The 11,575-nt window shown below is 70.1% G+C and carries 12 protein-coding genes; 4 read left to right on the top strand and 8 right to left on the bottom strand.

Features of this window, described 5'->3' with window-relative positions; genetic code table 11:
- Positions 1 to 124 precede the first annotated feature (124 nt).
- From ehuA to ectA, 7 genes are all read right to left on the bottom strand, one after another.
- A complete protein-coding gene (gene ehuA, locus ABZ635_RS08265) occupies positions 125 to 961 on the bottom strand; it encodes an ectoine/hydroxyectoine ABC transporter ATP-binding protein EhuA (protein ID WP_357760806.1) in 837 nt (278 codons plus the stop codon).
- Positions 948 to 1,601 (bottom strand): ectoine/hydroxyectoine ABC transporter permease subunit EhuD, encoded by a 654-nt coding sequence (ehuD, locus tag ABZ635_RS08260; protein ID WP_357760801.1) that lies wholly within the window; start codon positions 1,599 to 1,601, stop codon positions 948 to 950. The genes ehuA and ehuD overlap by 14 nt, the downstream gene beginning before the upstream one ends.
- Entirely contained in the window at positions 1,601 to 2,329 is a 729-nt protein-coding gene (gene ehuC / locus ABZ635_RS08255) for an ectoine/hydroxyectoine ABC transporter permease subunit EhuC (RefSeq protein WP_357760798.1), read from the bottom strand. The genes ehuD and ehuC overlap by 1 nt, the downstream gene beginning before the upstream one ends.
- Before the next feature lie 6 nt (positions 2,330 to 2,335).
- Positions 2,336 to 3,184, bottom strand: a complete 849-nt coding sequence (gene ehuB, locus ABZ635_RS08250; protein ID WP_357760820.1) for an ectoine/hydroxyectoine ABC transporter substrate-binding protein EhuB — start codon at positions 3,182 to 3,184, stop codon at positions 2,336 to 2,338.
- A gap of 477 nt (positions 3,185 to 3,661) precedes the next feature.
- Complete coding sequence (locus ABZ635_RS08245) at positions 3,662 to 4,063, bottom strand: ectoine synthase (RefSeq protein WP_357760795.1); 402 nt, start codon at positions 4,061 to 4,063, stop codon at positions 3,662 to 3,664.
- Between the two features lie 147 nt (positions 4,064 to 4,210).
- A complete protein-coding gene (gene ectB / locus ABZ635_RS08240; protein WP_357760792.1) occupies positions 4,211 to 5,479 on the bottom strand; it encodes a diaminobutyrate--2-oxoglutarate transaminase in 1,269 nt (422 codons plus the stop codon).
- 91 nt (positions 5,480 to 5,570) lie between these two features.
- Positions 5,571 to 6,116 (bottom strand): diaminobutyrate acetyltransferase, encoded by a 546-nt coding sequence (gene ectA / locus ABZ635_RS08235; protein ID WP_357760789.1) that lies wholly within the window; start codon positions 6,114 to 6,116, stop codon positions 5,571 to 5,573.
- Positions 6,117 to 6,864: 748 nt separating this feature from the next.
- Between ectA and ABZ635_RS08230 the strand changes: the two genes are divergently transcribed.
- From ABZ635_RS08230 to ABZ635_RS08220, 3 genes are all read left to right on the top strand, one after another.
- Positions 6,865 to 7,128: a WhiB family transcriptional regulator gene (locus ABZ635_RS08230; RefSeq protein WP_357760786.1), complete on the top strand. Its 264-nt coding sequence runs from the start codon at positions 6,865 to 6,867 to the stop codon at positions 7,126 to 7,128.
- Positions 7,129 to 7,267: 139 nt separating this feature from the next.
- A complete protein-coding gene (locus ABZ635_RS08225) occupies positions 7,268 to 7,837 on the top strand; it encodes a copper resistance protein (RefSeq protein WP_357760817.1) in 570 nt (189 codons plus the stop codon).
- A gap of 110 nt (positions 7,838 to 7,947) precedes the next feature.
- Positions 7,948 to 8,577 (top strand): copper resistance CopC family protein, encoded by a 630-nt coding sequence (locus ABZ635_RS08220; RefSeq protein WP_357760784.1) that lies wholly within the window; start codon positions 7,948 to 7,950, stop codon positions 8,575 to 8,577.
- A gap of 72 nt (positions 8,578 to 8,649) precedes the next feature.
- Here ABZ635_RS08220 and ABZ635_RS08215 read toward each other — a convergent pair whose 3' ends face one another.
- Positions 8,650 to 9,411: a protein phosphatase 2C domain-containing protein gene (locus ABZ635_RS08215; protein ID WP_357760781.1), complete on the bottom strand. Its 762-nt coding sequence runs from the start codon at positions 9,409 to 9,411 to the stop codon at positions 8,650 to 8,652.
- Positions 9,412 to 10,284: 873 nt separating this feature from the next.
- On the opposite strand from ABZ635_RS08215, the gene ABZ635_RS08210 reads away from it, so the two are divergent.
- Positions 10,285 to 11,559 (top strand): glycosyltransferase, encoded by a 1,275-nt coding sequence (locus ABZ635_RS08210; protein ID WP_357760778.1) that lies wholly within the window; start codon positions 10,285 to 10,287, stop codon positions 11,557 to 11,559.
- The last annotated feature ends 16 nt before the right edge of the window (positions 11,560 to 11,575 follow it).

The raw sequence follows: 11,575 nt of genomic DNA, 5'->3' as shown, positions 1-11,575 counted from the left end.
GCTCCCCGGCGGGCCCCCGGGCGCGCAGCAGCTGCCCCTTGACCGGGCGCAGCGGCGGTACCACCACCGGTTCGGGCACCCGCAGGCGGTGCCCGCCGCGCCCCCGACGCCCGAGGTGACGGACCTAGTGGCCGCTCTCCAGCACCGACTTGAGGAAGGACTTGGTCCGCTCCTCGCGGGGGTCGCCGAAGATCTGGTCCGGGTGCCCCTCCTCGGCGATCCGGCCCTGGTCGAACATCAGAACCCGGTGCGACACGTCCCGCGCGAAACCCATCTCGTGGGTCACGCACAGCATCGTGATGTCGGTGGTCTCGGCCACCTCCCGCAACACGTCCAGGACGCCCGCCACCAGCTCCGGGTCCAGGGCGGAGGTGACCTCGTCCAGCAGGAGGATCTCCGGCCGCATCGCGAGGGCGCGGGCGATCGCCACGCGCTGCTGCTGGCCGCCGGACAGCTGGGTCGGGTGGGCGTCGACCTTGTCGCCCAGGCCCACCAGCTCCAACAGCTCCTCGGCCCGGGCGTTCGCCTCGTCCTTGTCCAGCCCGAGGACGTGGACCGGCGCCTCGATGACGTTCCTGCGCACCGTCATGTTCGGGAACAGGTTGAACTGCTGGAACACCATGCCGATGCTCTTACGGCGCCGTCGGAGGTACGACTCGTTGGCCGGGACCAGGCCCTTGCCCCGGGGCATGTGGCTGAACGGCTCCCCGCCGACGGTGATGTGCCCCTCGGTGACCTTCTCCAGCGTCATGAGCAGACGCAGGATGGTGGTCTTGCCCGAACCGCTCGGCCCGATCAGCGTGACGCGCTCACCGGCGGCCACGTCGAAGTCGAGGTGGTCCAGGACGGTGAGGTCGCCGAAGCGCTTCACCACCTGGTCGAACACGATCAGCGGACCGTCGGCGGCGCCGCCCCCGACACCCTGTTCGGTCACGTTCTCGGGGGTATCAGACGGCGACATATCGCTTCTCCAGTCGTCGAATCACAATCGCGGACGGGATACTCACCAGGAGGAAGAGGAACCCGACCATGGTGAAGGTCTCCACGTAGCGGAAGTCCTTGCTGCCGACCTGCTGCGCCATCGCGAGCAGCTCGACCACGCCGATGGCGAAGAGCAGCGGTGTGTCCTTGAACATCGCGATGAGGTAGTTGCCCAGCGCGGGGATCACCCTGCGGATCGCCTGGGGCAGCACGATCGCCGTCCAGGTGCGCGAGGTCGGCAGGCTCAGCGCCCGCGACGCCTCCCACTGGCCCTTGGCCACGCCCTCGATACCGGACCGGTACACCTCGGCGGTGTAGGCGGCGTAGTGGATTCCGAGGACGATCACACCGATGGTGAAGGCCGAGACGTCCGGCGGAGCCAGCGTGAACACGAACACCAGCTGGATCACCAGCGGAGTCGTGCGGATGAACTCCATCAGGAAGTGCAGGAGGGCTCCGAAGAACGGCACCCGCCGCACGACCGCGATGAGCAGGCCGAGGGTCAGCGCCAGGGCGTAGCCAATGCCTGTCGCCTGCACGGTGACCACCAGGCCGCTGAGCAGGTCCGGCAGGACCTCGCCGGTGTACTCGAAGTCCCACAGGTTGTTCAGGAACTCCATCACTGGGCCACCCCCACCTTCGTACCGACCGACGGGGGCCGCAGGAGCCCGAGGAGACCGCCGCCGGACGGCGGGGTCCGTCCCAGCTTCCGGTTGGCGCGCCGTTCGAGCAGGCGCACGCCGAAGATGAGGACCTGGGCGATCAGGTAGTAGAGGGCGAAGGCCACCAGGAAGGCCGCGATGGTCTCACCGGAGAGGCGGCGCACGTCCTCGGCGATCCAGGTCAGGTCCTGCAACGCGACCAGGTACACCACGGCGGTGGCCTTCATGAGCTCGACCACCAGGTTGCCGAACGTGGGCAGCATCTGCGCCCACGCCTGTGGCAGGACCACCAGGCGCGTGCGCTGGGCCCAGGACAGGTTCAGCGCCATGGTGGCCTCGATCTGCGCCCGGGGTACGGCGTTGATCGAGGAGCGCACCACCTCGGCCCCGTAGGCGCCGAGGTTGAGGCCCAGTGCCAGGATCGCCGCGAACATGTCCTCCAGCTGGAATCCGGTCAGCCGGGGCAGGGCGTAGATCAGCCAGTACATGACGACCAGCGCCGCGACACCGCGGAAGACCTCCACGTACACCGTGGCGACCGCCCGGGCCAGTCTGCTGCGCACCGTGCCCAGGACACCGAAGGTCATCGCCAGGACGAAGGCCAGGACGATGCCGCCCAGCGTGAGCTGGATCGTGAGCAGCGCTCCGTCAACGAAGCGCGGGCCGTACTCGTTCAGGAACTCCACGCGGGATCACTCCCCACAGAGCTCGGCGGTGGTGGTCCCGTCGGGCAGGTCGTCCTCGGTGAAGCCCCACTCCTCGCCGAGTTCGAGCAGACGGCCGCTCTCGGTGAACTCGGCGACGACGCGGTTGATCTCCGAGAGGAGCTCCTCGTCCTCGGTGCGGACGCACAGCCCGCCCCAGCCCTTCTCCTCCTTGCCGTTCATCTCGGGGTAGAAGGGGTCGCTGACGGAGTACTCGTCCTCCAGGTCGCGCTCGATCAGCAGGTACTTGTGCGACACCGCGAGCATGGACACGGCGTGGACGCGGCCGCTCTGGAGCAGCTCGAAGCCGCGGGTCTGGTCCTGGATGGTTTCCAGCTGGTCCGACGGGACCCCGAAGTACTCGGCGTAGGTCTGCTCGACCGAACCGTTGAGCACGGCCAGCTTGAGGTCGGGGTTCTCGACGAAGTCCTCGAAGTGCTGGATGTTCCTCGGGTTGTCCTTCTCCACGAGGAACGCCTCGGGCGAGGTCGCGGTCGGCTCGGTGAACGCGACCTCCTGGCAGCGTTCGGGCGTGATGAACACACCGGCCGCGATGACGTCGTAGCGGTTCGACTGCAGGCCCGGGATGAGTCCGTCCCAGGAGGTCGCCGCCGCCCGGATCTCGGGGACGCCCAGCTCCTCGAAGACGGCCTTGGCCACCGCCGGGGACTGCCCGGCGGCCTCGCCGTCGGAGTCCTCGAAACCGAAGGGCACCTCGTTGGCCAGGGCGACCTCGACGAACCCCTGTTCGCGCAGACGTTCGAGGGTGCTCTGCCCCTCGGCGTTGCGGCCGCCCCCGTTGTTGTCGACCCGGCTGCACGCCGCGAGGCCCGCCACCGCCGCACCTGCTCCGGCCAGGCGGAACGCGTCTCGACGCCCCCAGGTTCCCCGCCGACGCGCTGGTACCTGATTCTTCACGACTGCTCCTCGAAAACTCGCGGGTGCGGGGCCACCGCCCGATGACGGGGCGGGGACCTCACGCGTTCGAATGCTGGATCGCCTCGTGTGGGCGCTCGCCGCGGCGCTTCGGCCGCGGCCGTGGCCATTGCCCGGGTGCTCGGGACGACGGCGCTGGTACGGGGTCTCCCTCCCCGGGCGCGTCGAGCAGTAACTGAACACGTTTGGTCCGTTATGCACTGGTTATGAGTCTTCGTTCGTCGGGTGACCCGACGACACGCCCCCTCCGAGCTGGCCACCTGTGGTTCGTGACTATGGGTACTTATGCCCCTTACCCAGGGATTCCTACCTTCGGTAACACGGAGGGCGGGGTCCGAACCTCCCGGACCCCGCCCTCGGCGGTCGACGCGTAGGGATCTACGCGGTGGCCTCCTCCTCGACGACGAGCGGGTAGACGCCGTTCTCGTCGTGGACCTCACGGCCGGTGACCGGGGGGTTGAAGACACACAGGACCCGGAAGTCCGTCTTGGGGCGGACCGTGTGCTTCTCGTGGCCGTTGAGCAGGTAGAGGGTGCCCGGGGTGATGATGTGCTTCTCCCCGGTCTCCTCGTTGGTCAGCTCGGCCTCGCCCTCGATGCAGTGCACGAGCTCGATGTGGTTGGCGTACCAGAACGTCGACTCGGTGCCCGCGTACAGGACGGTCTCGTGGAAGGAGAAGCCGACCTTCTCCTTGGCCAGGACGATCCGACGGCTGCGCCAGTTCTCGGTCTTGATGTCGGCGTCGGTGTCGTTGACCTCGTCCAGACTGCGAACGATCACTTGTGTCTCCTTCACGCTCTGATGCGCGCTCTGTGCGCTGGTGGTACACGGTACGGGGCCGACCGGCACCCCGGGTAGAGGTACCGTCCGGCCCCGCGCCCAATCCGGTGGGCACGCCGGTCCGAAACGGCTTCGGCGTGTCGCGTCCTAGGCGGTCTGCGGCACCTTGACCGCCTCGCGGACGGCGTCGGCCATGATGTCCAGACCGGCGGTGAGCTCCTCCTCCGTCGTGGTGAGCGGCGGGAGCAGCTTGGCGACCTCGTCCTCGGGGCCGGAGGTCTCCAGGAGCAGACCGCGGTCGAAGCACCCGGCGGCGACCTTCTTGGCGATGCCGCCCTCGGCGTCGAAGGCCAGGCCCCGGGCCAGGCCGCGTCCGCGCACGTGGGCCCCGAACTCGGTGTGCTCCTCGGCCATCTCGGCCAGACGCGCCTCGACCAGCCGGCCCTTGGCCAGGGTGGCCTGGGCGAAGGAGTCGTCGGACCAGAAACGGCGCAGCGCCTCGGTACCGGTGACCATGGCCGGGTTGAAGCCGCGGAAGGTGCCGTTGTGCTCGCCCGGCTCCCACACGTCCAGCTCGCGCTTGAACAGCGTGAGCGCCATCGGGAGGCCGTAGCCGCTGATGGACTTGGAGAGGGTGACGATGTCCGGGGTGATCCCGGCCTCTTCGAAGCTGAAGAACCTGCCGGTACGGCCGCAGCCCATCTGGATGTCGTCCAGGATCAGCAGGATGCCGTACTCCTGGCAGAGCTCGGAGAGCCCGCGCAGCCACTCGGCGCTGGCGACGTTGATGCCGCCCTCACCCTGGACGGCCTCGACGATGACGGCCGCCGGGGCGTCCAGGCCGCTGCCGCTGTCCTCCAGGAGGGTGCGCAGCCACAGGAAGTCCGGGGTCCGGCCGTCGAGGTAGTTGTCGAACGGCATGGTGGCGACGTGGTCGAGGGGTACACCGGCGCCACCGCGCTTCATGGAGTTCCCGGTCACGGCGAGGGCGCCGAGGGTCATCCCGTGGAAGCCGTTGGTGAAGTTGATGATGGTCTGGCGGCCGGTGTACTTACGGGCCAGCTTGAGCGCGGCCTCGACCGCGTTGTTTCCCGCGGGGCCGGGGAACTGGACCTTGTAGTCCAGGTTCCGGGGTCGGAGGACGATCTCCTCGAAGGTTTTCAGGAACTCGCGTTTGGCCACGCTGTAGGCGTCGAGGCTGTGGACGATCCGGTCGTCGGTCAGGTACTCGATGAGCGAGGTCTTCAGCTCGGGGTTGTTGTGCCCGTAGTTGAGTGACCCGGCCCCGGCGAAGAAGTCCAGGTAGGGGCGGCCGGACTCGTCGTGGACGTGGCTGCCGACCGCCTTGTCGAAGACGACAGGCCAGTTCCGGCAGTATCCGCGGACTTCGGACTCGAGGCGCTGGAAGGTCTCCATGGTGATGTTCCTTGGTTCCTTTCCCCAACTGCGTGGGCTCAGGGCTGGGACGAGGGGCGGGTGGGGATCGCGTTCGATCCGGCGCGGACGGTCAGGCGTCGGCGTCGTGGGGTCGGCCGATGGGGCCGATGCGTACGAGGTCCTCGGGGTCGTGGGGACCTTCGCCGTCCGAGGGGAAGTGCTCCGCACCGAAGAGCGGGCTCCACGCCACGTCGGCGTCCAGGTTCCTCGCGAACGAGGCGAAGAGGGCGCGGGAGGCCTCGTTGTCGGGGGTGACGGTCGCTTCGAGGAAGCGCAGGCCCCGGTCGGCGAGGCGTTCGCCGATGAAGTCGAGCATCCGGCGGGCGAGCCGCCGCCCCTGGTAGGCGGGGTCGACGGCCACCTGCCAGAGGAAGTACGTGTCCGGCCTGTCGGGGCGGACGTAGCCGGTGACGTAGGCCGCCATGCGGCCGTCGGCGTCCCGCGCCACGACGCTGGTCGCGGCGAAGTCGCGGCACCAGAGCGTGTAGGCGTACGGGGAGTTGACGTCCATCCCGGTGTCCGCGGCCAACCGCCACATGTGCGGCCCGTCCTCCGGGGAGGGGTGCGAGAGGCGCACGTCCTCACGGCCCGCGGCCCTCGTCGTCTGGGAGCTCATCGCCCCGCCTTCGGTTCGGTCGCGTGCTTGGAGGTTCGTTCGTTGATGTGGCACGTCAATCGAACTTAGCGAAAGAAGGTCAAGGGAGTTTCGGCGAGATTCCGCGCAGATGTTTGGGAGGATTCGGCCCGGGTATGGCTCGTCTATTTAGCAGCGTGACACCGCCTTCGACAGGGCTCCCACGTGACGCTGGGTAGCGGGCGCCCCGCCCGTCCACGCCCCGTCTATCAGGGGGTTCGACCCCCGGGGCGGACCGGTGTCGCACGAGGTGAGAGGTGACTCGCGGGCGGGCGGTCGGCAACCGTCAGGGTCAAACATAGAGCCTGGGGGCCGGATATTAAGCGTGCGTTAAGTCACATCAATTCGGGGGAAAGCTCGCGACATATCCGCCGGAGTGTGTCGCCCCGCACGTCACACGTTACGCGTGCCGCCTCTCGGAACCACCCGTACGCAGGCATTTCCCTTGTTCCCGGGACGACAAACCGGCCCCTCCGGACGCACCCGCTCGTCACGCCACCCGGAACGACCGGCCGACGGAGACCGGCGCCACCGCCGGACGTCCTTGAAGATTCGGCGACTTTCCAGCAGACTCTGTGTAGTACGACCTCATGTAGTACTACACTTAGTCGCACCGCTTCGCCGCAGCCCTCGACAGGTCGGGCATCCTCGGGACGGCAGTGCGGACTCGAACTTCGTCGCCCGCCGTAGGAACACGGCGAGGACCACTGACCAGGGATCGGAGGCACCCGTGAACCGCCTGTACCACGACAGCGAGGACTGGGTCGAGCAGGGGAACTGCCGATCGTACGACCCCGAGATCTTCTTCCCGGTGAGCAGCACCGGGATCGGCCGCGTCGACACGGAGCGGGCCCTGGACGTCTGCCGCAGCTGTACTGTTCGCCCGGAATGCCTGCGGTGGGCCCTGCGCGCCGGAGAGGCTCACGGAGTCTGGGGTGGCACCACCCCCGAGCAGCGTCGCTACATGCGCCGCGAACTGGTCCCGGCGGGCTAGGAGACGGCCGAGCCGCCGGACGTGAAGGATCGCGTCCGGCGGCTCACCTCTGCCTCGGGGGTACCTTCCGAGATCCCCGAGCGCCTTCTCACGTCCGGAGGTCTTGCGGCCCCCCGAGGCACGGCCTAGGTTCACTATGGTGCGACCCGTTCACGGCACACTCCGCCTCACACGCACGGCGCTCCTCGCCGGTGCGTGCACGGGCATTGCCTGGGTCGGACACAACCTCTCGGCCGACCACGGGGCCGGGGTCGGGGGCTTCCTCCTGGCCACGGCCTTCCTGCTCGGCCTCCTGTGGCGGTTCACCCGGATCATGCGGGGCTTCGGTGACATCTTCACCGTCATGGCCCTCGCACAGGTCGCCCTGCACCTGATCCTCCAGCTGGCGGGCCCGGGTATCGCCCCGGTCGAGCACGCCGGGCACGCGTCCGCCGCCCTCGGCCTCGCACCGGGGATGCTGTTCGCCCACCTGTGGGCGGCCCTGCTCGCCTCCGCGCTCCTGGCCCACGGGGAGTCGGCGCTCTGGTTCCTCGCCGGAACCGTCGCCCGCGCCCTCCCGCTCCCCGCCCGCCTGCCCGACCTCGTCACCGAGAAGGGCGGGGCCGCGCCCTTCGCGCCCCCGGCGCTCGGACCCTCCTCACCAGAGCCGTCGACGCACGGCCCACGCGGGCCTCCCGGTTCGCCCGCGTTCCGCCCGACCCTCCCGTAACTCGCGTTCGGGGGGTCGAGGCGGTCCCACAGAAGAACCCCGGACGAGCACCGGTCCCCGACCCGTGCCCGCCGGGCGCGAACCGCACCCGAACGGCCTGAGAGAGAGTCATGAGAAGAATCCGTACCGCCGCCCTGCTCGCCCCCTTCGCCGCCGCGCTCCTGCTGGCCCCCGCGCCCGCCTTCGCCCACGACGTGCTCATCGCCTCCGACCCCGAGGACGGCGCCACCCTCGACGCCGCCCCCGAGGAGGTCACCCTGACCTTCAACAACGCGCCGATGGCGGGCGGGAGCGGCAGCGCCATCGTCGTCACCGCCCCGGACGGGTCCGAGGTACAGGAGGGCGAGCTGACCTTCGACGGCACCGACGTGTCCGTGGGCCTGGCACCGCTCACCGAGGCGGGCGACTACGGCATCTCGTTCCGGGTGGTCTCCTCCGACGGTCACCCCATCCAGGAGGGTCTGGCCTTCTCGCTCTCCGAGGAGGCCGTCGAGGCCGCCGCCCCGGAACCGACCGAGGACGAGGCCGCCGGGACCGAGGACGAGGCCGCTGAGGAGGCCCCCGAGGACACCGCCGACGCGACCGCCGCGGAGGACACCGCCGCGGACGAACAGGGCGGGACCTCCCCCCTGCTGGTCCTGGCCGGGGTCGTCGTGGCCGTCGCCGCCATCGGCGCCGTCGTACTGGTGATCGTGCGCGGGCGCAACCGTCCCGGCTCCGGTGAGGGCTCCGGCCGGTAGCGGCAGCGAGAGGGGGAGGGGGAGGGGCCCGCACGCGTCGGCGTGCGGGCCCCTCCCCCGTTCGGAAGCCGTCTACCTCCGGCGAGCCAACAGGATGCTGATGTTGTCCTTGCCGCCCGCCTCCATGGCGGCCTGCCAGAGGGCGTGCACGGCGGCCTCGTCGCTGCCCGCCTCGGCGATCATCCGCTCCATCTCCTCCGGCAGCACCAGGTCCGACAGACCGTCGCTGCACATGAGCCAGGCGCTGGGGTCGGCGGCGTCGTCGCGCCCCACGTGGGGCACCATCGAGCCGCCGGAGCTCCCGCCCAGGGACTGGGTGATGAAGTTGGTGGTGACGGGACGTCCGTCCTCGGAGGGAGGAAGGGCCGGGGAGTCGTCCTCGGAGAGCTGCCTCAGGCGGCGCCCCTCCAGACGGTAGGTGCGGGAGTCCCCGACGTTGAACCAGAAGTTGCCGTCGCTGTTGAGCAGCACGCCCGCGACCGTGGTCCCCATCCCGGAGAACTCGGTGTGCTGGAGCGCGTGGTCCTTGATCTCCTCGTCGATGTTGGTGAGGAGCTGGGCGATCTCCTCCGGGCCGTTGAGTCGCGGCCCCATCTCGGCCATGCGGTGCACCGCGTGCTCGGAGGCGATCTCTCCGGCGGCCTGGCCGCCGATCCCGTCCGCGACCGCGAGGATGACCGGTTCACTCACCGGCAGCACGCAGCGGACCGGGGAGGTCATGTTCGCGCTGGCGACGGTGAGAGCACCCATGACCACGGAGTCCTCGTTGGCGGGGCGGATAGCGCCCCGGTGCGTGAGGGCCGTGACAATGACTTCCCCACCAGCGACACCCATACGCCCTTCCTCCCGTTTCATCGGCCGTGGCCGGTTGTCCGGCGCCCGGCGCCGGACCTTGGTCGAGTCCCGTACATCGTCTGGATTTCTGTAACCGTACCGAGCCACCGCCGGAGTCGGTCAAAATCCGCGTACATCATGGCGGAAAACACCCGGATATGCAGTTCCCGCACCGGTTTTCGACGCCACAAGTGTGGCGTCGGTTGATCCTGGGACGTGTGTGGTGCCGTCGTTCGGTTCCGGTCTGACAGTAGCGGTGCCGGGGGCCCTCCGACAGAGTCCACCGGCAGGTTCGGACAACCCGCAGACCAGAGGCACCGCACGGGCTCGGCCTGCCCCCGCCCGGCGGCCACCGGGCGCCGCTCCGGCCGCCGATGACACCCGACACGTCCCTCCGGGCCACCCGATCGCCGACGCCGCGTTGTCGGCTTCGCGACCGTCTGGCAGAATGGTCGCGTTGGGTGTCTAAGACGCAGACACACACGACCCGCCCCGGGCGGTCCCTGATGCCCTCAGGTGCCCCGGTGGCTCGAACTCCCTTTCGACGGTCGTTTGGTGTGGTCCTCGTGCGTCCTTCCCTTCTCCTCTCCTCTCCGGTCTCCACCGCCCGTTCGCACCGTGTGCGCGCGGCGCCCCGTGCTGCCCGCCGTCCCCCTCCACCCGGCCCCGTCCCCGGGCGCGCGTCGCCCTGAGGGCCTCCCCACCCCATCCCCCGTCCCGCCGCCCCACCCGGGCGGCCCGGCGCCCGCCCGCCGTCGGCGCCGGACGACCGCGCACAGTCACGCCCGGGGAGATTCCGACTCCCCGCTCCGGAGTCACCCCGGGCCCATCCACGACGGACACCACGACAGTGTCCAAGGAGTCCAAAGCCCAGTGAAGATCGCCATGGTCGCCGAACACGCCAATCCCCTCCCCGCCCACCGGGGCGAACCGGCCTGCCCCGCGAGCCTGCACGTGTGTGCCCTGTCCCGTCAGCTCGCCAAGCGCGGGCACCGGGTGACCGTCTACGTCCGCCGCAGCGACCCCGACCAGCCCGACGGCCGTACCCGGATGGCGCGCGGCGTCTCCGTCGCCTACCTCGACGCCGGGCCCGCCCGCCCGCTCTCCGAGGACGAGCACTCCGAGCACACCGGGGCCTTCGGCACCGCGCTCGCGGCCGTCCTGGACGAGGACGTCCCCGACGTCCTGCACGCCATCGGCTGGACCAGCGGCCTGGCCGCCCTACACGCCCAGGCGCACAGCGAGAAGGACCAGAGCGGCACCCCGATCGTCCAGACCTTCCACTCCCTCAACGCCAGCGAGCAGCGTTCCGGGCTGGCTCACCGGCCCGACCGCGCCCGTATGGAGACGATCCTCGCCGCGCGCGCCGACCACGTGCTGGTCAACTCGACCGACCAGCAGGGCGAGCTGGCCCGCCTGCGCGTGCCCCGGCACCACGTGAGCGTCGTCCCGTTCGGCGTCGACCCCGACCACTTCAGCGTCGAGGGAAGCGCCTCGGGCGAACCGTGGCAGGCTCGCCGTGAGGAGCGCGCGCGGCTGATCTCGGTGACCTCCCTGACCCGGGCCGGCGGTGCCGAGCGGCTCGTGGAGGCGATGGTCCGCCTGCCCGAGGCCGAGCTGGTGCTGGTCTCCACGGCCGAGGACCAGGAGGTGGCCCTGGACGAGAACGCCCGCGGGATCGAGCTGCTCGCCAAGGAGCTGGGGGTGGACGACCGCGTGCACCTCACCGGCCCCGTGGAGCGCAAGGAGCTGCCCCGCCTGCTGCGTTCGGCCGACGTGTACGTGTCGGCCGCGTCCTACGACCCCTATGGCGGTGCGGTCCTGGAGGCCATGTCCTGCGGGCTGCCCGTGGTGGCCACGGCCACCGGCGCCGTCCCCGGCGCGGTCCTGCACCGCACCAGCGGTGTCCTGATGCGGTTCGGCCGCCCCGACGAGGTCGCCCGCTCGGTGCGCGCCGTCCTCAACACCCCGACCATGAGCACGGCCTACGGGATCGCCGCCATGGACCGCGCCCGGTCGCGGTTCACCTGGCAGCGCATCGCGATCGAGACCGAGCTGGCCTACGAGCGCTCCCGCCCGCAGCTGGCGGCGCGGGACGAGATCCAGGAGGATGAGGCGGACCTCCTCCTGTCCGGTTCCCCCAACTGAACGGTCCGCTCACACC

This window comes from Nocardiopsis sp. NPDC007018 (assembly GCF_040635075.1).
Lineage (GTDB): Bacteria > Actinomycetota > Actinomycetes > Streptosporangiales > Streptosporangiaceae > Nocardiopsis.
This window is presented reverse-complemented; position numbering and strand designations above follow the sequence as displayed.